We start from the raw sequence: 18,911 nt of genomic DNA, 5'->3' as shown, positions 1-18,911 counted from the left end.
CATATCAATACCCGTCTATGGTGGGTATTCTCGGTAGAGTGACGACCGCACCGGAAAGCGTTGTCCTGGCCACGCGGTCGGGGTGGAATGTCTTCTCCTTCTTCAAGGGCACCGAGATGACGCCGTGAAGCTGATTCTTGCTGACGTAATGGCGTGTCGGCATGCCGAGGGCCATGCCATGGCGCCGAAGCTTGGTGGTGATCGCCTTCCTGCTGACGCCGAGAGACGCGGAAAGATCTGCCAATGTCTGGCTCTTGAGCATGCCCGCGAGATCAATGGCGCTCGGGAGTGGATTGCCGTGGTCGTTCATTCTGCGGCTTCCTTGTTTTGGAGGTCTTGTGCGGCGCTGCGAGGAGCCCACACCTGTTGAATGGCCCAGAACCAACGTGATCCAGCCGGATACTCTCTCCTGTGAACGGCCATGACGAAGGCTTCCTGAGAGATGTTCTCAGCTATGAAGACGAGGTTTTCTCTGGCGATGGTGGCGCGCTGGCGCTGGGCGTGGTCGATCATACCCCACACATCCCCTCGCATTCGTTGATGAAGAAGTTGAGCTGCCCACGGTCCTCGGCGGTCGAAAGATCGACTTCTGCCAAAGGTTTGAGCGATGCATGAATGAATGGCGTACCGCGCAGGAGAACGCGATTATCACGAATGAGACTGTCGAAGGTGACGGCCTCGGCCCACGACGCTGGGTCATTCACTTTCATATCCCGCCACATAGCGTCGGAATGGAACGGGCAGAACGTGCAAGCGCTCTTCGGTGGCATAGGGTATTGCCGCTCTTCCATCCACTTCAGGCAGTCCCGACGAGACATCCTAAGTTCAATCAGCGGCCATCGGTGCTCGACGTAGGGAAGCCGAGACGGCTTCATGCGTGCCGCCTCATCGATCGAAATACCTATCCACTGAACAACGTTGACCGTCTTCGGTCCGCGCTGCCGAGGCTTTAGGCCGATCAGCTCGCGCACCTTTTTCTGGATCGGAATGATCTTGTAATCCTGCGTGCACTGACGGTTGCTGAAACCTTTGGTTCCATTAGGGTTCAGAATGTGGAAAGGTGGCCTGCCGTTCGTCTTGCCGTTCGTCATGTCATCGACGATGTTGCCGGCCGAAACGATATGGACCTGGAACGAAAGCTGCGAACGTAGCCACGTCAAATGATCGTAGACCTTCTTCGGCTCGGCGCAGGTATCAGCGAAGATCGCGCAGTCAGGCTTCGGGCCTATATCTCCACGCTCGGCCATCAGCGCCAGTGTTGTAGACTGAACTCCAGCGCCTAGAGAAAGAATATTCATCATTTCGCCACCGCCAGTTTGATCAGGTTGTTGACGCGCCGATCGCTGGAACCTTCCCAGTCGTCGTTGTTGCGCCGGATGGCATCGCGGATATACTCTTCGCGGCTCTGCTGCCGTGGCATGGGGTTGTTCGGGTCGTGGAAGTTCTTGCCCTTCATGACCCACTCCGCTTTGAAGCCCTGCCAACCTCGGTTCAGGTGCTCTTCTGCTGCGAGGACGGCGTTTCCGGTGGCTTCGTACTCCCGAAGCAAGGATTTCGCGCCACGGGCCGTCAGCGGGCATTTCTTGCCGCGTCGATGGGCTATGATGTCCTTCGCCAGATCTTCCCCGAGCGTTGGGCTGAGGATGTCCATTACTTCCTTTGTCATGTGCGCGCCCTCGTGCGGTTATGCTGCAGCGTTGAACCTGTCTGTCTGATTGCCCCATGAAACCCAGCCTGGGCGTTCGGTGCGAGCGAACAGCTCGAGATATGGGCCAGCGACAAGCCTCTCTATGTCGTCGTATTGCTGGTCTGGTTTTCGGGAATGCTCGCGGCGCGGCGCGATCAGGAGCTTGCGGACTGCAGCTGAAAGCCGCTTCGGTTTGCCCTTCGTGAACAGCAGGCAGAGTTCAGGATTCGCTCGCGTCCAATAGCCGGTTCCCATCGGGAATTGCTTATGGTGGTCATGAGCCATGTCAGCGCCGCGCTTAGACGTCACGCGGCGTTCCTTGGCCCAGACAAAGCCAACGGTCTTGAACTTAAAGCCCCATGCCTGCCCTACTTCCAAGGCTTCGGGCAGCATCGGGTCAACGGCCCACATCAGCAGGACACAGTCCTTTGCCGCCATGTCTCCGACTGGCATTGCCTTGATATCGTCGAGGGCCATTGTTGCGTAGTGGCGTTCTGGGTTGTTTGTGCGTGAAAGGTTGCGCATCTGCTCAGGCGTAAGGATTCCATCCGGAGACCGTCCGCGGCCTTTGGCGCTGAACGTTGCGAAGCGCCATGGCGGATCTGCAAGAATGCATCCAAATTTTCCTGCAGGTAGATCGTTCATTCCGCCCACTCCAGATGAACCTTGACCATGCCGTTCTTCTCGACCGGACCGCGGGGATCGATCGCGATGTTCCACTTGCTATCGTCAATGCCGATCGCCAGCGCGATTCCGTCAGCCGCCGCCTTCATGCTGGCGACGAGGTTATCGAGGTCATAGGCGCGACGGCTTGGCGGGAAGAACGAGTAGCGGACGTTCAGGCTATCGGCTTCGATCTTGCCAATTCCGGCCTCGAGCGTGGTATAGTAGGCGGCGTTCTTCGCTGACTTCTTCGCTCGAGCGAGGGAAGCCCAATGCCCGCGGGCGTTTGGTGACAGGCGACGGTCGGGCCATGGGAGGAAGATTTCTGCCATCATTTACCGCGCCTCCCTGCCGGCAAAGCGGATCAGCTTGCTACGGCGAACCTTCTCGACGTAGGGCTTTGGAAGGGTTTGCTTCGGCGCCGGGAGCGGAATCCCAAGGCTGAGGTTGTTATAGATGTCCGCTTCCTTCTGACCGAGCATATTGGCGATCTCCATCGTGTCGAAGCCGCGGGCGAATAGCTCTCTTGGGGTTAGGGTTGTCATCATTTCCGCCGCCTCGGTGTTCATTGGTGGTTAGGAGCGGGCTACCGCCCAGAAGAGCGCACACAGGACAACCGCTCCCGAGAAGTACTGAGCTGCGTTTGAGAAAGCTTCGGCCCACGTCATCGGGTGGGCTCCGGACGCTTGCCGGCTTCCAGAACGGGAAGGCCGGCTTCTGTCGGGATGTAAATCACGTCACGGCCGTTCTTCTGCCCCGTGTTTTCGAGCATTTCGATATAGCGCCAGCGGAGATAGCCCTCTGGACCGCCCAGACCTTCGGCGATGATCTTGTTCGCCTGGGCAACGCCTTCAGCACGGCGGATTTCTGCTTTTGCGGTGAGATCGGAGGCGTCGAAAGAGGCTTGAGCCTCGCGAACCTTGATCTGCCGATTGCTCTCAGCCTTCGCAAGTTCGGCTTCACCATCCATCCGTTGCGAATAGACGTTGTACATTGGCGCCACATACATGCAGCCGCCGATGCCACCGAATGCCAAAGTGCCGATTACGATAATTCCCGCTGCTACTGCTAAGCCGTCGCTCATTTATTCATCCTTTCGCGTGTTCTTTGGCGGCTTTGACTTTCGCCACCAGAGTTTGAATCTCAGCCATAAGATCTTGATGAGGAGCATCCCCGTACTGCCCTCCTTCCAATTCGTGTTGAGCGTTGAGAAGTTGCCGTTCGCACTCCCGGAGGTATGCGCCCTTGATGCGCCGCAGCAGACCGCCCTCTGCTGTTTTTGCGCGCCCGATCCTGATATTGTTCAGCGTCCAGAATGAAAGCTTGTGTCTGGCGCAAAGACGTTCCAAGGCAGGGAGTGTGTCTCCCCATCCTCTCGTCTCCTTGGCGACCATTTCCCGGACATAATGCCGGGCTTCCGTCGCTGCTGTTGCCGCATTCATGTCGTTCTCCAAATGCTTCTTTTGCAATGTTTCTTTGCACATGCTGCGTTTGATCCTGTGGTTCTCTTGTCTCGTTCGAAGGAGCGCAGAGATGTCCAACAGGAACATTCACATCGATGACGGAGAGGCCATAACCACCTCTGGTAAAGGCCGGCTGGCCTCTCCGTCCGCTCAGCCCGCCGCACAGGGAGCCGAAATTCTAGAATTCCAATTCCAGTCCCGCCGCCGCCATCATCGGGATCTGGAAGATGCAAGCAGCCCGGTTGAGGGGTTTGAGTCGATCGGGCTGCTTGCCGTCCGCCTCGTCGCGTCATGGTCGCGGCCAAGGATAAATTGTTGCCGGTCGGCGGCTTGGGAGGATTAAGGCGCACCGACCGGCGCCGAAGGTCTGCCTGTCAGGGAGGGGTGAGGCTTGCTTCGGAAGGGTTGATAACGGCGATCTCACGGCTTTCCCGGTGCCATAGCTTCCCGGCTGCATCGATGACGTGATAGGCGCCATCGGGGGAATAGCCGCGGATGATGCCGTCGAATTCGGCCTTGGTCCCTACCAGCTTGGAATGGACGGCAGTGCCGAGGGGGAGTTTGCGATCGAGGACGAGGGCGATCATCTCCGCACCTCGCGCTTCTCAACGGCGAAATGGGCTACGAAGCCGTCAGGGTGGCCGTTGTCGTAGTCGAGTTCATCAAGGTTCGGCTCCCGGGGGAACTGCCGGATGTACAAGATGAGCGCCCTTGTCGCGCAGAAAGCCATGTATCCGACGACGATGATGATGAAGATATGTCCCAGAAATTCAGTCATGGCTTGATCTCCTGGATGAAGCGGATTGCCTGTTCCTTGGTGAGCTTCTTCGCCTTTCCGGCCGCCCTGGCAGTGGTTGCGATGAAACCAATAACGGCGCCGGTCCACTGCATCGCAGAGCTATCGAGAGCTATGCCGATGCCGATCAATGACGCGAACAGAGCAAGCGTAGATGCATCGCGCGCCCAGCTTTCGAAAATGCTTTCGGTGATGACGATGAATTTGACTTCGGTTTTCTCAGTCATAGGCTTTCGATCTCCCGACGTTCGTTTGCGAAAGGCTGTAGGGCTTTGATGAGATTGGGGATGTCTTCGCGGGGGATGTAGACGGCGAAGTTGTTGCGGTAGATCTCAACGATGCGGCCGGCAGACGACACGGAGATGGTATGGGTGCCTTCCCTCTTGATGACCTGGGTGTTCATGGCCTCAATCCGCGACCTGTCTGGCGAGTTCGGCATAGGGGTCGTATTCGCGCTGAATACGGACGCGGTATTCGCCAGGCTCAAAAATGAGGGCTTCATGAGTGTCAAAACTACGGAGATGCTTAAGCTCCTTGGGCTCGCGAAGGATCATATGTAGCACCTGCATCCCGGCGGGGGGTCGATCGAGGACGCCGACGACAGTCGACCCAGCTTCCATGTAGTGGACGTGACCGGTCTCCGAGTGACCGATGATCATCATGCCGTTTTCGAGCCCGCGAACAGAATACCCGTCAGGGAGGACATCAGAAGCCGGCACATCACCAATGCGCTCGAAATACAATTCACCTTGAGCTGCAAACTTATTGAAGGACTTGGGCATTATCGCTTCCTTTCTTTTTGAAGCATGAGCGTGGACGACGGTTCGCTGCCTGCAGAACAGGATCGGCCCACCGGCAGTTTTCCGGGTGGTATCCGTCGTTGTTGTCAATTCGGTCTATTGAAAGCTTAGGCTCGTATCCGCTAGCCAAAGCCCATGAGCGGAAAGTTTCGAAGTCATGCCATTCATCGCAAACTGCAATTCCCCTTCCCCCATAGTTTTCATAGCTGATATTTTTGGGGTTCTCGGTCCTGGCGATCATGGATCTCCAGCGCCTAAAAAGCGGATTAGAACTATTTCCATGTCGGCGAGAACTAGCCGCTACCGCATCACGAGTGCCGCACCCGCAGCTAGACGTTTCGCCGGTTTTGAGAGCGGAACCACGCGTCGTGACCGATCGGCCGCAGTCGCAAACACACTCCCATTTGCTATTCTTGTAATTGTCGAGACCTGCGAATGAGACGACCGAAAGCCTTCCAAACCTCTGCCCAGATATATCAAGACGAGGCCTACTCATGTGCGAACCTCCGGTATGGAATAATCTTTTGGCTGGACACCAATCATCCAGGCTTGGGCTTCTATTGCTGTCTTGATGTCGGGAGGAACTCCGATCGCAAACTCGCGGCCGGTTCCACACTGGACGCGGCAGAAGCGCGCCGGTCTGTCGAGGTCTGGCAGATTGACTTCAACGAGCGTTCCGATCAGCGGATCACCGTCAGCGTCGATAACCTTGGCGTCCAACTCGCGAAGGATTTTCGCCCAGCCGACGATTTCGCAGGCAACGCGGCGCTGCTCGATGTTCTGCCATGTCAGGGCTACCTTCGCCGTGATCGAGGACTTGTCCTCAATCCATTCCTTCGGAATTCGGGTTCCATGCCATGCGTAAATCGAGAAGCCATCACGGTATTTGATCGCAGGGCCGTTTTCGCAGTGCAGACGGTTTTCATCGTCACGCTTCAGGATATTCGGCCTATCGGTGATGATTGCGGCACCGGAGAAGAACCATGCCCATCCACACGACTCCGCAATGCGGAGAAGAGGCTCAATCTTTTCCGTATTCGGCAAGTCGGCAACGCGGCGGAAAAACGCCAGCCAAGACATGTAGCCAGCCTCATGCTGGCTATAATAGGCAGCCCTGACCTGATCCCTGACCTGAGCCCTGACCTGATCCCAGACCTGAGCCCTGACCTGATCCCCGACCTGATCCCAGACCTGATCCCTGACCTGATCCCCGACCTGAGCCCAGACCTGATCCCTGACCTGAGCCCCGACCTGAGCCCTGACCTGAGCCCAGACCTGATCCCCGACCTGAGCCCCGACCTGATCCCCGACCTGAGCCCTGACCTGAGCCCTGACCTGATCCCTGACCTGAGCCCTGACCTGATCCCAGACCTGATCCCCGACCTGATCCCAGACCTGATCCCTGACCTGAGCCCCGACCTGATCCCAGACCTGATCCCTGACCTGATCCCTGACCTGAGCCCCGACCTGAGCCCTGACCTGAGCCCAGACCTGATCCCCGACCTGAGCCCCGACCTGATCCCCGACCTGAGCCCCGACCTGATCCCAGACCTGATCCCTGACCTGAGCCCAGACCTGATCCCCGACCTGAGCCCAGACATTATCGTCGAACTTCGTGTTCTTCAGAATCGCGGCGCCTATGGCCCCTTCGTGTGGGGAAGCAAGGCGGATGATGATCTCGGGAGGATCAATGCCGGCGATGGTATATGCGTCCCTGACGGCTTGTTCTGCAGTCTCCCAATCTGCCGGTTCGGTGGAAAGGCCGTGTTTCAGCCATTCTTCGCGGACGACAGGTATTTGGGCTTCTTGCTCAGGAGTGAGCCTTTCGATTTTCTTCGCCATGTATTACCCCTCGGAATTGAATGTGCGGGTTATGCCGCGCTCTCCTGCTCAAAACCTGTCTCGCGTAAGGAGTCCCCATGCCTCGCACAGTCGGGAAAATAAGACACGACGCCGACTGGATCGTGATCTTCGACGAAGGCATCAAGCCGCTGCATGTCGATCTCTTCACCGAGCTCTTCCACGAGGAAGGGCTTGTTCGCATATCGTTCGCAGCTGTGACGCAGCATGGCGATGGAACGAGGAAAGCCGATGTCGTCGTCAGCTTGCGCATGAGCGAGGATTTGGCGTTCAGTCTTTGCCGCGCTCTTAGAGAGCTGCAGGAGGTGAAGTGACATCACGCAGCCTCCGCAAAAATGTCCGGGCGAAGATGCTTCTTGTCGATGCCGGTGATGCGCGAGATAACATCGCAATATTCAGCCGGGACCTTCTGCCACTGGCTGACGGCACCCGGCGTCACGCCGCACTCGCGGGCGATTATCACCTTCTTGCCGCGCGCTATCGCAAAACCAGCGATGGCGCCCTTGCTGCTGACCGTGTTCCCGGCTTGGCGCTCGGCCGCATTCTCCCGTATCCAGGCGAGGAAGTCAGAAGAAGCCGCAAACCATTCGCGATGGCAATGAAGATGCCGCCACCGCTCGTGGATGCTCGCCTCTTCGTTCCTGCCACCGGCCATGACTCCGACCAGTTCGCAAGGAAACGGCGCGTCAGCGGCAACCTTGCGGACCCTCGCCCATGGGTTTTCGGAGAACCCAACCTTTACGCGGCCAGAGCATTCGATGAAGTAGATCACTCTGCAGCCTCCAGCCCCTTGAACATCTTCGGTGCCAGCATGCGGCGATCGATGCCCGTAACCTTTTCGATCTCCAGAACTCGTCGAACCGGCAGTTTGCCGTTTTCCCATCTGAGGACTGTCGATTTATCCACGGCAGGCTTGAACAGCTTGCCGAAGGCTTCGAGGGTCATGCCGCCCCTGGATTCGCGGAATTTGGTGATCGGTGATTTTGCCATGCTGCATAGTTGCATATCTTGCAACCCTGCACAAGGGGGGGCGTTGCATTTTTCGCTAACGCAGAAAATTCAAGCCGATACTATAGTTGCGACATGAGCAACATCACTTCGATTCACGGCAGCAAGGAAACGAAGCGCATCCACTACATCGTTGAGTGGGCCGAGAAGCGTCAGCTCAGCCAGGCCGATATCGTCCGCGAGATCGGAGCAGACAAAAGTCTTGTATCGAGATGGTTCAGCGGGACGAACCCCGGCAAGGAATGGCGGCCGAAGCTGGAGGCGCTATTCGGCGCCGACGAAGGCGGGCTCTACCGTCACCCCGACGACGACTGGCTTGCCAAGTTTTTCAAGGATAGATCCGACGAAGATAAGCGCAAAGCAGTCGAGCTGCTGGAACTGTTCTTTAAGGCTGGGTAGGCGCTGCCTTTTTCCGCACAACCGAAAATAGTAAAGCAATTCGTTTCTTGGGGTCGGGCTCTATTTCGACCCTGATATCCTCGATGTCGGGAATCTCACGCCGAGCCGCATCTTCAAGGATCGAGATGGCGTCTTTCAGCGAAATTTCGCGGCGACCGACCACAGAAACCACTGAAACGCCGCCCAAAAAATCACGCCGAAGCATTTTCCCGCCACCTCTCACCCATAAGAATTAGTGGTTTCGACAATACCGCATCAGTTGCGTTTTTCGATAACAACATTTCGGGAGAGCAGGATTGTTGATTGTCTTGGTTTATTCGTAATGAAGCATATTGCGGCGCGATGTGTGCGTGTTTGTGACAGTTAGATGACGAAGAGAGATTTACCTTTATAAAGCTCATGACCGTTGATGAGCCCTGATCTCCGAACATAGGAGGACTAAGCCCCGCTGATTAAAGCGAGGTTAGCCCCTATGCAGGTAAGTGATCTTGACCGCCGAAGCTGCCCGTCACCCCTTCCGATCTGTTCGACACCAGCGACAGACCTCGACCGCACTTTTTCGTAGCCCCTGGTAGAGCAACGGCGCATCCCCCTTCGGTCTTTAGGAGTGGGGGTTGTATTTCTGCGCGCCCAACGGTATACAGTTACCACTCTGATGTGGCGAGGCCCGCCGCCGACTTCACTTAACCAGACCTCTGAAGCCCAGCCCTGATCCGGCTGGGTTTTCGCGTTTATACGCCTTCTTCTCTCTTTTGCGCAACAGGCTAGTTGCAAGATATTCAACTTTTCTTCGTCGGAGGGGTTGAAGTCGGTTGCAAGATATGCAACATTGTCCTCATCAACCGAGCACGAAGAAGCGCAAGCCGATCTGCTCAAGCCCACGATAAGGACGAGACGATGGCATTCTTCGACGACAGCAAGCACCACCTGATCGAAGTCCTTCACGCTGACGGCCGTTCTGAGCTGTTCTTCGGCTGGGACAATCGCGACGAGCCGGAGTTCACGACCGAGCGCGACCACGCCGTCAAGTACGACCTGACCCACCACCGGGAAGAAGTCCTCACCGACTACGAGCGCCTTTGCACTCTCGGGTTTGACGCTTCGATTGAGACGGTTGGGCGCGGTTCAAGGCACGTCACGGAAGCCGCCGTTTACACCGATGTCTTCAAGCCTCGGCCTGGATTGCTCGCGCTGATCGTGCGCGGGGCCGAGGCCGATGATTGCCTGTCGGCGTCGTTGGTAGCGGCGGAATAGGAGGAACGGACAATGAAACACCGCATCACATTCGAAGTCGATAAGAGCGAACTCTTCGACATGCTCCACAAGATGAATGGAGACTTTTCGTCTCTCGGAGTGCGGCTCGTTGAGCAGCTTCTTCAGAGCGATACAAGCTTTTTAGACGCTCTCGGCATTGGAGTCTATGGCGTCTCTGTCGTGTCTCGGAGCGAGGTTGAAGAGCCTCCGGCTATCTCCCCCACCCACGCTTCATAACCAACCACAGACAAGAGGGAAGACGATGAGCACGATGACGACGCAAGACCAGCTTCGCGATTTGTCGAGGCTCTTCAAGCTGGAAGCAGACGGAGAATACTACAGCGTTGAGATGCGGGACGCAAACTACATAGTCTTACTTGCCCGTACAGCCGCCCGCGAGATCGACGACCTGCAGAAGAAGGCCGCTGCGCTGGAACACTGGCGTCAGGAAGTCGGCAAGCTTCATTCCAAGGTCGCCCGCCTCGAAGATCAGCTTGAAGAGCTTCGCCCTATGCCCATCCCGTTTGAAGGCGGTGCAGCATGACTGACTGCATTGTCAAACAGTTCGGCTGCAGTTGCCCTCCATCCGAATGCCGAGTGCAAGAGCGGGAATATCCTCCGGTCATCATGGCATCCGTCAGAGACATTCTGATCGTGTCGGCTTTTGTCGGCTTCGTGGCAGCGGTCATATTCGCCGTTGGCGCTCGGATGGAGCCAAATCTCAAGATCACCGATCTGGTAAATCAGGAGAATATCGCATGGAAGCGGTAATGCTCAGAACCCGCGTCGATCAGGCTTTGAAGATCAGGGCCGAAGCCCTCCGGTATCTTCGCCGCGGCGATCGTTTCAACCACCGCCTGCTGATGAAGGAGGTTCGCTTACCCCTCCTGCAGGCCCGCCAGTGGAAGGTAAAACAATGACATACCTTTATCTCGACATTGAAACTGTACCAGCACAGACCGACGCCGCAAAGCAGAAAATTGCCGCTTCGGTCAAGCCGCCGGCCCAGATGAAGAAGGCCGAAACAATCGCTGCGTGGGAGAAGGAAAGCCGCGCCGCCGCGGTCGAGGAGGCTATTTCCCGATCCGGCTTGAATGGCGCCTACGGCCATATTTGCTGCATCGGCTATGCCTTCGACGAGGAGAAGGCGAAAAGCCTGTCATGGCCGCTGGACTATTCCGACGAGCGCACGTTGCTATCTGGCTTTGCCGAGATGATGAGCGCGCAGAACCGGATTCCTACCATCGTGGGCCACAACGTCGCCGGCTTCGATGTCCGTTTCATCTGGCAGCGCGCGATGGTCCTTGGCGTTCGCATGCCAGCATGGTTCCCGAAAGACCCGAAGCCATGGAGCCAGGATGTTTTCGACACGATGGCGGCATGGGCTGGCGCGCGCGACACCATCAGCATGTCGAATCTCTGTGACGCCCTCGGCCTGCCAGGCAAAGACGATATCGACGGCTCAATGATCGGCGAGTTGTTCGCCAAGGGTGAGTTCGAGCGCATCGACTCCTACTGCCGTGCCGACATCGAGCGCACCCGTTCCATCCACCGTCGCATGCTCGTAGCATTTGGGGAGGCCGCATAATGTCTGAGAACACAGCACTTTGGGATAAGCTCGGGCGCACCGATCCAGCCCACACCAAGAAGTTCAAACGCGCTGGCGGCTTCTCAGGCACGGCTATTAAGCCGATGTGGTCATATCGCCGTCTGACCGAAGAGTTCGGCCCTTGCGGTACGGGCTGGGGCGTGGAGAAGCCGGACTATAACGTTGTCCCCGGCCATGGCGGGGAAGTCCTAGTCTATTGCACCGTTTCCGGCTGGTATCTCAGCGACGGCGAGAAGAAGCATGTCTATGGCGTCGGCGGCGACAAAGTCGTCACCTACATCAAGGCCAATGAGGAATACAAGAGGCCAGAACGATGGGAAAATGACGACGAAGCTTTCAAGAAGGCTTTCACCGATGCCCTGACGAATGCCTTCAAATTCATTGGCGTCGGCGCTGACGTGCATATGGGCATGTTTGACGACAACAAATATGTCAACACCGTCGCCAAGGAGTTCGAGGAGGACAAAAAGACCCCAGAAGCTCCAAAGCCCATCAGCGCGGCCGAGCAAAAGCGCCAGTTGGCGGCGATCGACGATGATTTGCTTGACGCTCATTCCGAGGTCGACGTTAAGCGCCTAGTTGATATCTGGGCCACCATTGCCGAGCGTGACGGCTGGTCGACAGAATACTGGAACGAGGCACGCCGGCGATTCGCAGCCAAGCGCGCCAGCTTTCCAAAGCCAGTTACCGACGCCGAAGCCCTCCAGCACCCTATGAATGCGTGAGGGTGCCATGGCCAAGAAGTCTTCCGAAGCAGCCCCGATATATTGCGTCAAACGCGGCGAATCCCTTGTCGGGGAGATGCAGTATGACCGCGATCGTATCGCAGCCATGCCTGCCGGCGAGCGCATCAAGGTTGAACTGAGCACCGGTCGCGTCCCAAAACGACTAAGGTTCTACTTTGTCTTCTTGCATAAGATCGTCGAGGCAACAAACTGCTGCCCTAACGAGAGGATTTTGCACAATTTCGTCAAGCTCCGAACCGGATATACTGATGAAGTTCTGGTCGATGGATTGATTTACAAGGTTCCGGCGTCCGTTTCGTTTGAAAACATGGATGAAACTACATTCGGAAAATTTCTCACCAGCGCATTGGCCTTCATCGCTTCCGAATTTGGCATCACCCCTGAGGATGTGGAGAAGGCAGCATGAGCTATTCCGTCGAACCTCGCAACGAAGCCCGAAAGACCTTCGCCGATAGCGGCCTGACGTATGCCGACCTGTCGCGGGAAGATCTCGAATCCCTTCGAGCCGTCCTCGATAAGCACCTGAAAAGTGAAGCCACCATTAAAGGCTATCGGATGAACCAGCGCATTCGGATTGTAGATTGGCCGAATGGTTGGGCGGCGCTCACATGCAGCGCTTATTACTTCGATAAGCGAGAGGCAGTCACATTCGGTTCGGATGGCTTCATCGGCTTTGCCGGATGGGCGGATGACACCAATGTCGCTCCGATACTCGCTGGATTTCACGAGTGGATCTCGGCAACGTCCGAAGCAAAAGCCGATAAACGGGTTCAGATGCTCGAAGCAGGTGCAGCATGACGGATATGATCGAAAAGATGCGTGCAGCCATGGCCACACTCGAAGGTGCTGACGATAATCTTTGCAAGGCGCTGATCATGCTGGCCTCACTGAAGCATATCACCATCATTCCACAGGATGAATTGGTTACGCCGAAGCCAGTCATCATCGTTCCTAAGCGCCTCTACAGCCGCATCAACAAGCTGATCGAGGAGGGGAATGTATGAACCAGAAGATCATTTCTTACACAGTGCGCTATCCCCACGCCCGCGCCACCACCATCCAGTACCTCGCCAAGAGGGAGGAGACCACCAAGCAGCTCATGCGGGAAATCCACGAGGAGCAGCTTAGGCGCACTCCTCGGCCGTGGTGGAAGCGGCTGCGCAATATGTTTGGGAGGGTGTGATGGTAGCGTTTAGCTTTTCCGATAGATTCGTCGATCTCGTTTCGAGCGGTCTGAAGACACAGACGATCAGGCAGACGCGGCGCGCGAAGGTTGGCGATGCAATACAGCTTTATACGGGCTTGAGAACGAAGGCATGCCGAAAGCTGACAGCCGCCGATCCGATTTGCACCTACGTCGGCTATGTCGCGATCCGGCCTGATTATCTGACCGTCGGCGACACCTCGAAACATCCGCGCGACCGAGACGAATTCGCTGCTCTCGACGGCTTCAAGGATTATGCCGACATGCTGGCATGGTTTCAAGAGCGGTATGGGCAGCCTTCATTCATCGGCTATCTGCATCGTTGGGAGTTCCAGTGATGTCTCGGCTCGAATTCTCCCGCAAGACGAAGGCCGCCATCATCGCCCGCGCCGCTGGCAAATGCGAAGCCTGCGAAGCAGCTCTAAAGCCCGGGGGGGGAGAGGTGGATCATATCCTTCCTTGTGCGCTTGGAGGAGAGCCGACGATTGCCAACGGAAGGTTGATCTGCCGGGTATGCCACGCAGGAAAAACGGCAAACGATATTCGAAGCATCCGCAAGGCCGATCGATCCCGCGACAAGGCGACCGGGGCCATTGCTCCCAAGCAGAAGATCCCCGGCCGTGGCTTCCCGATTTCGCAAAAGGCAGCAGCACGCCAGCCCAAACAGCAGTTGCCATACAGGGCGCTGTTCAAGCCAGTAGACGAGAGGAACGTGTGATGACCTCTCGCGCCGTCAAATTTTACGTTGGCCTTCACCAGCCGGCGGATGCACAGCACTTCGATCTCGCCTGCATCAGCATCAAGCGCCTTTGGGGTCGGAAGAAGCCGGTCATCTGCGGCGATGTGTTGGTAGATAGTGGCGCTTTCACTGAACTGTTCTTGCATGGAAGATATCGGCATGGCGTGGAAGAGTACGCCGCCGAACTTTTCCGACTGCACACCTCCGGCGTCATCAAGATAGCTGCTGTTGTCGCTCAGGATTATATGTGCGAGCCGTTCATCCTAGCGAAGACCGACCTGACGATCGCCGAACACCAGCGCCTCACTATCGAACGATACGACGCCCTGGTGGCTGAGCTACATCGTCTGTTCGGCGGGCAGATCCCATTTCACGTCATGCCGGTCCTGCAAGGCTTCGCCCCGCAGGATTACGTCAACCATATTCGCATGTACGGGGGCCGACTCAAACCAGGCATGTGGGTAGGCGTCGGGTCTGTCTGCAAGCGTCAGGGTGATCCACGGTCGATTGTCGCCGTCCTGCAGGCCATCGCATCCGAGCGTCCAGATTTACTTCTGCATGGATTCGGCGTGAAGAAGACAGCGCTTCTGCATGCCGGTGTCAGAATGCTTCTGGCAACGGCTGACAGCATGGCATGGAGCTTCGCAGCTCGGAAGCAGGGCCGCAACGCGAACGACTGGCGCGAGGCGGCTCGCTTTGCCGCAGTCGTCAACGATGCAGCTAACCAAAACCATGAACCATGGCAAATGGAGATGTTCGCATGATCAGATCGTGCAATGCCTTTGTGCCGACCTTCGTCAGCCATAGCACGCCTATCCCGCAATGCTGCCCTGTGTCCGGCAACCCATTGCCAGGGTCGAAGCTGACGGTCTGCTATCGTCCCGATGATGTTGTCTTCCCCGTCGAGGACTTGGCTTCGTTCGTCTCCGAGTATGTGGGAGGCCGAGGCGATGTTCGCGGCATGGAAGAGATGATCCAGGAACTCGCTACCCGTGTTCGCGACATAGTGCGTGTGCCGGTGCGAGCCTACGCCGATCTAATCATCCGGCCGCCGTTTGGAGGCGACCAGCAGACAATGCGCGTCTCAGCGAGGGCTCTCCCATGACCCTCGGCATAACCGAACAACTCACCCCGGAAGAACGCGCTTTCGAAGCCGCCTGGAAAGCCTGCTCAGCATGGGACGGCAAGATCACGAAGCCGGTGCTGCGGAAGGCGATCGCGGCTGCCATCAAGGAGACCAGAGCCGCTGCGCTGGAAGAGGCGGCGAAGCTGATCGAGGAAGGCTTCGATCGTCCCGGCATCGTCAAGAAGCAGGACACTTGCGCTCACGGAAAGTTCGGCTGGGAGGATTGCGAGTCGTGTGCTGCCGCAGCCATCCGCGCTCTCATTCAACCAGTTCAGGAGACCACCCCATGACCAAAGAGACGGAATTGCCGGCTGTGAAGGTGGAGGTCGAAAACGAGCGACTGCGGCACATTGTCAGCGACTGCGCCGCTGCGCTTGTATCGGGGGCTTTTATCTCCCCGAAAGCGTCAGTCGAATTTATGGAGGGACTTCCCAAGGAGATATCGCTTGTAGTCTCTGGCCTCCGGTCCCGCATTGAGGAATTGGAGAAGGCCGTCGCCTATGAGAGCGGCGACCCAGATGCCATCAATGGGCACAGAGCCCTTTTCAAGCGGTTGCATGCCGCCGAATCCAGATGCGAAGATCTGGTGAAGGCGCTTGAGCCTTTCTCGAAGTTCGCGGGCCCGGTATTCGAGCGCAACTTCAATAATGACGATCCTGTTGACACGATCACCGATTCGGATGGTGAGCAGGTCACGCTATTCGCCAGGGACTACTTTGCTGCCCGCGCCGCCCTCGCCTCACATCGCAAGGCAAGCGACGACCTGAAGGAAGCGGAAGGGGTGCGGGGATGACGATCCTTGACGAAGCCATTTCCCCCGCCGCCGCCGTTGCCAAGCTCAACGCTGCAGGCATACAGATATCGGAAAGGACACTTCGCGAGCGAGCCCGCCGACTTGGCGCGTGCCGCCTGCTCGGGAAAACAATGTTCCTCATGCCAGACGATATTGACACAATCATCAACGCCGCCCGCCCGGAGCCGAAAGAATGCCAAACCTCTTCAAGCGAAAAGGCAGCGACAACTGGCACTACGATTTCACGGTGGACGGAAAACGATACCGACCATCTGCTAAAACGACTGACAAGCGGCTCGCGGAAGACATCGCGATCAAACACGAAGAGCGGGTCCGTCGTGCCGCTGTCCATGGCGAAGAGGCAGTCCTAACCTTCCCTGAAGCCGTCGCGGAATATCTGAACGACGGCAAGGACGGCCGGTTCCTGGCGCCTCTAATCAAATATTTCCGCAAATGGAAGGTGAAGGATATTACCGGCCCGGAGATCCGAAAGGCTGCGAAAGCGATCTATCCAGATGCGCAGCCGGCGACATGGAACAGACAGGTAATCACGCCCGCCAGAGCTGTCATCAACCACATAGCAGACGCCAAGGGTTGGCCGAAGATATCGGTCAAGCGCTTCAAGGAAGAGCGGAAGACCCGCGCGGCCGGCAACAAGCAGTGGCTGGACATCTTCTGCAAGACCGCCAAGAAGCTTGACATGCCAGAGACGGCCGCCATTGCCCGCTTCATGTTCGAGACGGCCACGCGCGTCTCTGAAGCCTGCCGCCTGACCTGGGAGCATGTGAGCCTTCAGGAAGGGGTGGCATTCCTTGAGAAGACCAAGACGACGCCGCGCAAGGTGTTCCTGACACGCGCCATGGTGATCGACCTCGCGAATATCCGAAGCCTTCATCCTACGCTCGTCTTTGCCGCGGCAAATCGGTCAACTGTCAAGAAGCGGTTCGACAAGGTGATCAAGGCCGCTGGCCTGGCAAGATTGACCAGCCATGAAATCGGGCGTCACGGCTTCGCTACTGAGATGATCGTTCGCAACGGTGTTGACGTTGCCACGACGGCAGATCACGGCGGCTGGAAGTCGCGCCGGCTGCTGATGGAAACCTATGTCGAGGGGGATGCGGATCGGGAAGTTATCGACCGCGTTTTTGGCAAGAAATGAGCACTTTTGGCGCGCCAGTGACACAGTGCTGTGTCGAAAAGATTTACATTGACAGGAAAAACAAGAATAATCAAATAGTTGAGTTGGTCGGGAGGGGAAATATAAACTCCCTTAGCAGGGGAGCGCCTTCGACCACTCGGCCACCTCTCCGGTGCCGCCTAACTAGGGTGAGCGGTCTGTGAATGCAAGGGTTTTTTGAGTTTTCACCAGAAGAAATGCAGCGGCGGCCTTTCGGCTTTTTACGGCCAGACGAGAACAATCGCTCGTCTGCGCCCGCCTCCAAAAGCTCGGCCGATCGATTCTTCAGGCGCGCACGCCTTGCGGCGCGCGCGCTCGCGGACTCAGCTCAATAGGCTCTTCAGATCGGCTGAGGGGTCGGCGAGGATCGCTCGATTGGGGTTAGTGCCAGATTCCAGCAGTTTTTTGCCGGTCACATAGGCCTTCGCGTCATTGATCGCATCGACAGCGAGCAGCCGGCCTTCCCTGAAGTACCAGATCGAGTGAGCCCCTTCGCGGGCGCCCGGACGCAAAAGCGTGTCGTCATAGCCGAGATTGAAGCCGGCGATCTGCAGCTTGACGTCGTACTGGTCGGACCAGAACCACGGTTTCGGCTCATAGGGCTCATCGCCACCAGCGATGACGGCTGCCGCAGCTTCAGCCTGGTCGACAGCGTTCTGCACCGATTCGAGCCTGATGCGCCCACCCTGCCATGGAAGTGCGGCGCAGTCGCCGGCCGCGAAAATCGCCGAATCGGAGGTGCGGGCGAATTCATCGACGAGGATGCCATTGGCGACATCGAGACCGGCTTCCTTGGCAAGCTGGTCGTTCGGCACGACGCCGATGCCAACGACGACGAAATCGACATCGATGACCGAGTCGTCGGAAAGGGCGGCGCCGCAGACGCGGCCATTCTTGCCGATCAAATGTTTCAGGCCGGTCTTCTCGCGGATCACCACGTCGTGGCTCTCGTGAATGGCGCGCATGAGGTCGGCCGTTTCCTTCGCCGCGACACGCTGCAGGATTCGATCGGCCATTTCGATGACCGTGACCTCGAGGCCACGATGGCGCGCGACGGCCGCAGCCTCGAGGCCGATGTAACCGCCGCCGATGATGAGGACGCGACGACCGGGGCGCATTTCATCGGCCAGCAGATCGGCGTCGCGCTTGTCGCGGGCGACATAGACGCCTTCGAGATCACCGCCGATCGCTGCCGGCAGCCGGCGCGGCGTCGAGCCGGTGGCGAGCACCAGCGTACCATAGTCGAGAACGGAGCCGTCCTGCAGCAGAACTTGCTTGCTGTCCCGCTCGATCTGTTCGGCCCAGGTCGAAAGGCGAAGATCGACGTCGTTATCGGCATACCAGTGTTCCGGGCGGAACAGCAGGCGATCGAAGCTCATTTCGCCGAGCAGATATTTCTTCGAAAGCGGCGGGCGCTGATAGGGGGCTACATCTTCGGCGCCGATGAGCGTGATCGGGCGCGTATCCTTCAAAGCACGCAGTTTGGCCGCCAAGGCGAAACCCGCCTGTCCCGCGCCGATGATCACCACTCTATCCGTCACGATCTCACTCCTGAAACTAGGCTCGACACTTACGCCAAGGCCTATC

Annotated in this window: 39 protein-coding genes and 1 tRNA gene; 20 read left to right on the top strand and 20 right to left on the bottom strand. The window is 57.4% G+C overall.

Going from position 1 to position 18,911, the window contains the following annotated elements:
* Positions 1-4 precede the first annotated feature (4 nt).
* The 15 genes from NL154_RS05615 to NL154_RS05545 all read right to left on the bottom strand — a co-directional run bounded on the left by NL154_RS05615 (position 5) and on the right by NL154_RS05545 (position 6,489).
* Complete coding sequence (locus NL154_RS05615; RefSeq protein WP_434733749.1) at positions 5-310, bottom strand: hypothetical protein; 306 nt, start codon at positions 308-310, stop codon at positions 5-7.
* Complete coding sequence (locus tag NL154_RS05610; protein WP_434733748.1) at positions 307-513, bottom strand: hypothetical protein; 207 nt, start codon at positions 511-513, stop codon at positions 307-309. Before NL154_RS05610 ends, NL154_RS05615 begins: the two co-directional genes overlap by 4 nt.
* Complete coding sequence (locus tag NL154_RS05605; RefSeq protein WP_434733747.1) at positions 510-1,301, bottom strand: hypothetical protein; 792 nt, start codon at positions 1,299-1,301, stop codon at positions 510-512. Before NL154_RS05605 ends, NL154_RS05610 begins: the two co-directional genes overlap by 4 nt.
* Positions 1,298-1,666 carry a hypothetical protein gene (locus NL154_RS05600; protein WP_434733746.1) on the bottom strand — a complete coding sequence of 123 codons (369 nt, stop codon included), beginning with the start codon at positions 1,664-1,666 and terminating at the stop codon, positions 1,298-1,300. Before NL154_RS05600 ends, NL154_RS05605 begins: the two co-directional genes overlap by 4 nt.
* A gap of 18 nt (positions 1,667-1,684) precedes the next feature.
* On the bottom strand, positions 1,685-2,332 hold the full coding sequence (locus NL154_RS05595) for an MT-A70 family methyltransferase (RefSeq protein ID WP_434733745.1): 648 nt from the start codon (positions 2,330-2,332) through the stop codon (positions 1,685-1,687).
* Positions 2,329-2,685 (bottom strand): endonuclease, encoded by a 357-nt coding sequence (locus NL154_RS05590; RefSeq protein WP_434733744.1) that lies wholly within the window; start codon positions 2,683-2,685, stop codon positions 2,329-2,331. The genes NL154_RS05595 and NL154_RS05590 overlap by 4 nt, the downstream gene beginning before the upstream one ends.
* Positions 2,686-2,898 (bottom strand): hypothetical protein, encoded by a 213-nt coding sequence (locus tag NL154_RS05585; protein WP_434733743.1) that lies wholly within the window; start codon positions 2,896-2,898, stop codon positions 2,686-2,688.
* 116 nt (positions 2,899-3,014) lie between these two features.
* Positions 3,015-3,434 (bottom strand): membrane protease subunit, encoded by a 420-nt coding sequence (locus NL154_RS05580; RefSeq protein WP_434733742.1) that lies wholly within the window; start codon positions 3,432-3,434, stop codon positions 3,015-3,017.
* A 4-nt stretch (positions 3,435-3,438) separates the two neighbouring features.
* A complete protein-coding gene (locus NL154_RS05575; protein ID WP_434733741.1) occupies positions 3,439-3,834 on the bottom strand; it encodes a hypothetical protein in 396 nt (131 codons plus the stop codon).
* 353 nt (positions 3,835-4,187) lie between these two features.
* Positions 4,188-4,400 (bottom strand): hypothetical protein, encoded by a 213-nt coding sequence (locus tag NL154_RS05570; RefSeq protein WP_434733740.1) that lies wholly within the window; start codon positions 4,398-4,400, stop codon positions 4,188-4,190.
* A complete protein-coding gene (locus tag NL154_RS05565) occupies positions 4,397-4,591 on the bottom strand; it encodes a hypothetical protein (protein WP_434733739.1) in 195 nt (64 codons plus the stop codon). Before NL154_RS05565 ends, NL154_RS05570 begins: the two co-directional genes overlap by 4 nt.
* On the bottom strand, positions 4,588-4,836 hold the full coding sequence (locus NL154_RS05560) for a hypothetical protein (protein WP_434733738.1): 249 nt from the start codon (positions 4,834-4,836) through the stop codon (positions 4,588-4,590). The genes NL154_RS05565 and NL154_RS05560 overlap by 4 nt, the downstream gene beginning before the upstream one ends.
* Complete coding sequence (locus NL154_RS05555; RefSeq protein ID WP_434733737.1) at positions 4,833-5,012, bottom strand: hypothetical protein; 180 nt, start codon at positions 5,010-5,012, stop codon at positions 4,833-4,835. The genes NL154_RS05560 and NL154_RS05555 overlap by 4 nt, the downstream gene beginning before the upstream one ends.
* A 4-nt stretch (positions 5,013-5,016) precedes the next feature.
* The gene (locus NL154_RS05550) at positions 5,017-5,391 is read right to left on the bottom strand and encodes a hypothetical protein (RefSeq protein ID WP_434733736.1); all 375 of its coding nucleotides are present in this window, start codon (positions 5,389-5,391) and stop codon (positions 5,017-5,019) included.
* A 510-nt stretch (positions 5,392-5,901) separates the two neighbouring features.
* Complete coding sequence (locus NL154_RS05545) at positions 5,902-6,489, bottom strand: DUF6745 domain-containing protein (RefSeq protein ID WP_434733735.1); 588 nt, start codon at positions 6,487-6,489, stop codon at positions 5,902-5,904.
* 12 nt (positions 6,490-6,501) lie between these two features.
* On the opposite strand from NL154_RS05545, the gene NL154_RS05540 reads away from it, so the two are divergent.
* Both NL154_RS05540 and NL154_RS05535 read left to right on the top strand, forming a co-directional pair.
* Positions 6,502-7,353, top strand: a complete 852-nt coding sequence (locus NL154_RS05540; RefSeq protein WP_434733734.1) for a hypothetical protein — start codon at positions 6,502-6,504, stop codon at positions 7,351-7,353.
* Positions 7,329-7,583, top strand: a complete 255-nt coding sequence (locus NL154_RS05535; RefSeq protein WP_434733733.1) for a hypothetical protein — start codon at positions 7,329-7,331, stop codon at positions 7,581-7,583. The genes NL154_RS05540 and NL154_RS05535 overlap by 25 nt, the downstream gene beginning before the upstream one ends.
* Before the next feature lie 2 nt (positions 7,584-7,585).
* On the opposite strand, the gene NL154_RS05530 is transcribed toward NL154_RS05535, so the two are convergent.
* Together NL154_RS05530 and NL154_RS05525 are read right to left on the bottom strand one after the other, a co-directional pair.
* The gene (locus NL154_RS05530; RefSeq protein ID WP_434733732.1) at positions 7,586-8,041 is read right to left on the bottom strand and encodes a YdaS family helix-turn-helix protein; all 456 of its coding nucleotides are present in this window, start codon (positions 8,039-8,041) and stop codon (positions 7,586-7,588) included.
* A complete protein-coding gene (locus tag NL154_RS05525; RefSeq protein ID WP_434733731.1) occupies positions 8,038-8,214 on the bottom strand; it encodes a hypothetical protein in 177 nt (58 codons plus the stop codon). Before NL154_RS05525 ends, NL154_RS05530 begins: the two co-directional genes overlap by 4 nt.
* Before the next feature lie 138 nt (positions 8,215-8,352).
* On the opposite strand from NL154_RS05525, the gene NL154_RS05520 reads away from it, so the two are divergent.
* Complete coding sequence (locus NL154_RS05520; protein ID WP_434733730.1) at positions 8,353-8,676, top strand: helix-turn-helix domain-containing protein; 324 nt, start codon at positions 8,353-8,355, stop codon at positions 8,674-8,676.
* On the opposite strand, the gene NL154_RS05515 is transcribed toward NL154_RS05520, so the two are convergent.
* Entirely contained in the window at positions 8,663-8,881 is a 219-nt protein-coding gene (locus NL154_RS05515) for a hypothetical protein (protein ID WP_434733729.1), read from the bottom strand. The genes NL154_RS05520 and NL154_RS05515 overlap by 14 nt on opposite strands.
* Positions 8,882-9,573: 692 nt before the next feature.
* Between NL154_RS05515 and NL154_RS05510 the strand changes: the two genes are divergently transcribed.
* From NL154_RS05510 to NL154_RS05430, 17 genes are all read left to right on the top strand, one after another.
* The gene (locus tag NL154_RS05510) at positions 9,574-9,930 is read left to right on the top strand and encodes a hypothetical protein (protein WP_434733728.1); all 357 of its coding nucleotides are present in this window, start codon (positions 9,574-9,576) and stop codon (positions 9,928-9,930) included.
* A gap of 12 nt (positions 9,931-9,942) precedes the next feature.
* Entirely contained in the window at positions 9,943-10,167 is a 225-nt protein-coding gene (locus NL154_RS05505) for a hypothetical protein (RefSeq protein ID WP_434733727.1), read from the top strand.
* A gap of 25 nt (positions 10,168-10,192) precedes the next feature.
* Positions 10,193-10,474, top strand: a complete 282-nt coding sequence (locus NL154_RS05500) for a hypothetical protein (protein WP_434733726.1) — start codon at positions 10,193-10,195, stop codon at positions 10,472-10,474.
* A gap of 214 nt (positions 10,475-10,688) precedes the next feature.
* Complete coding sequence (locus NL154_RS05495) at positions 10,689-10,850, top strand: hypothetical protein (protein ID WP_434733725.1); 162 nt, start codon at positions 10,689-10,691, stop codon at positions 10,848-10,850.
* The gene (locus NL154_RS05490) at positions 10,832-11,518 is read left to right on the top strand and encodes a ribonuclease H-like domain-containing protein (protein WP_434733724.1); all 687 of its coding nucleotides are present in this window, start codon (positions 10,832-10,834) and stop codon (positions 11,516-11,518) included. Before NL154_RS05495 ends, NL154_RS05490 begins: the two co-directional genes overlap by 19 nt.
* Positions 11,518-12,264 (top strand): hypothetical protein, encoded by a 747-nt coding sequence (locus NL154_RS05485; protein ID WP_434733723.1) that lies wholly within the window; start codon positions 11,518-11,520, stop codon positions 12,262-12,264. Before NL154_RS05490 ends, NL154_RS05485 begins: the two co-directional genes overlap by 1 nt.
* A 7-nt stretch (positions 12,265-12,271) precedes the next feature.
* On the top strand, positions 12,272-12,691 hold the full coding sequence (locus NL154_RS05480; RefSeq protein ID WP_434733722.1) for a hypothetical protein: 420 nt from the start codon (positions 12,272-12,274) through the stop codon (positions 12,689-12,691).
* The gene (locus NL154_RS05475) at positions 12,688-13,083 is read left to right on the top strand and encodes a hypothetical protein (protein ID WP_434733721.1); all 396 of its coding nucleotides are present in this window, start codon (positions 12,688-12,690) and stop codon (positions 13,081-13,083) included. The genes NL154_RS05480 and NL154_RS05475 overlap by 4 nt, the downstream gene beginning before the upstream one ends.
* Positions 13,080-13,289 (top strand): hypothetical protein, encoded by a 210-nt coding sequence (locus NL154_RS05470; RefSeq protein WP_434733720.1) that lies wholly within the window; start codon positions 13,080-13,082, stop codon positions 13,287-13,289. The genes NL154_RS05475 and NL154_RS05470 overlap by 4 nt, the downstream gene beginning before the upstream one ends.
* A complete protein-coding gene (locus NL154_RS05465; RefSeq protein ID WP_434733719.1) occupies positions 13,286-13,468 on the top strand; it encodes a hypothetical protein in 183 nt (60 codons plus the stop codon). The genes NL154_RS05470 and NL154_RS05465 overlap by 4 nt, the downstream gene beginning before the upstream one ends.
* Positions 13,468-13,827 carry a hypothetical protein gene (locus NL154_RS05460; protein ID WP_434733718.1) on the top strand — a complete coding sequence of 120 codons (360 nt, stop codon included), beginning with the start codon at positions 13,468-13,470 and terminating at the stop codon, positions 13,825-13,827. The genes NL154_RS05465 and NL154_RS05460 overlap by 1 nt, the downstream gene beginning before the upstream one ends.
* Positions 13,827-14,207 carry an HNH endonuclease gene (locus NL154_RS05455; RefSeq protein WP_434733717.1) on the top strand — a complete coding sequence of 127 codons (381 nt, stop codon included), beginning with the start codon at positions 13,827-13,829 and terminating at the stop codon, positions 14,205-14,207. The genes NL154_RS05460 and NL154_RS05455 overlap by 1 nt, the downstream gene beginning before the upstream one ends.
* The gene (locus NL154_RS05450) at positions 14,207-14,992 is read left to right on the top strand and encodes a DUF7221 family queuine tRNA-ribosyltransferase-like protein (RefSeq protein WP_434733716.1); all 786 of its coding nucleotides are present in this window, start codon (positions 14,207-14,209) and stop codon (positions 14,990-14,992) included. The genes NL154_RS05455 and NL154_RS05450 overlap by 1 nt, the downstream gene beginning before the upstream one ends.
* A complete protein-coding gene (locus NL154_RS05445; RefSeq protein ID WP_434733715.1) occupies positions 14,989-15,333 on the top strand; it encodes a hypothetical protein in 345 nt (114 codons plus the stop codon). Before NL154_RS05450 ends, NL154_RS05445 begins: the two co-directional genes overlap by 4 nt.
* Positions 15,330-15,644 carry a hypothetical protein gene (locus NL154_RS05440; RefSeq protein ID WP_434733714.1) on the top strand — a complete coding sequence of 105 codons (315 nt, stop codon included), beginning with the start codon at positions 15,330-15,332 and terminating at the stop codon, positions 15,642-15,644. The genes NL154_RS05445 and NL154_RS05440 overlap by 4 nt, the downstream gene beginning before the upstream one ends.
* Complete coding sequence (locus tag NL154_RS05435; RefSeq protein ID WP_434733713.1) at positions 15,641-16,147, top strand: hypothetical protein; 507 nt, start codon at positions 15,641-15,643, stop codon at positions 16,145-16,147. Before NL154_RS05440 ends, NL154_RS05435 begins: the two co-directional genes overlap by 4 nt.
* A 193-nt stretch (positions 16,148-16,340) precedes the next feature.
* Positions 16,341-17,306, top strand: coding sequence for a tyrosine-type recombinase/integrase (locus tag NL154_RS05430; RefSeq protein ID WP_434733712.1), 966 nt, complete (start codon positions 16,341-16,343; stop codon positions 17,304-17,306).
* An 84-nt stretch (positions 17,307-17,390) separates the two neighbouring features.
* On the opposite strand, the gene NL154_RS05425 is transcribed toward NL154_RS05430, so the two are convergent.
* A tRNA-Ser gene (locus NL154_RS05425) sits at positions 17,391-17,457 on the bottom strand.
* Between the two features lie 190 nt (positions 17,458-17,647).
* The gene (locus NL154_RS05420; RefSeq protein ID WP_434733711.1) at positions 17,648-18,865 is read right to left on the bottom strand and encodes an NAD(P)/FAD-dependent oxidoreductase; all 1,218 of its coding nucleotides are present in this window, start codon (positions 18,863-18,865) and stop codon (positions 17,648-17,650) included.
* Between the last annotated feature and the right edge of the window lie 46 nt (positions 18,866-18,911).

Origin of the sequence: Rhizobium sp. YTUHZ044, from assembly GCF_051123975.1 — a bacterium.
Taxonomy (GTDB): domain Bacteria; phylum Pseudomonadota; class Alphaproteobacteria; order Rhizobiales; family Rhizobiaceae; genus Rhizobium.
Note: the sequence above shows the minus strand (reverse complement) of the source record. Positions and strands in the feature narration are given on the sequence as shown.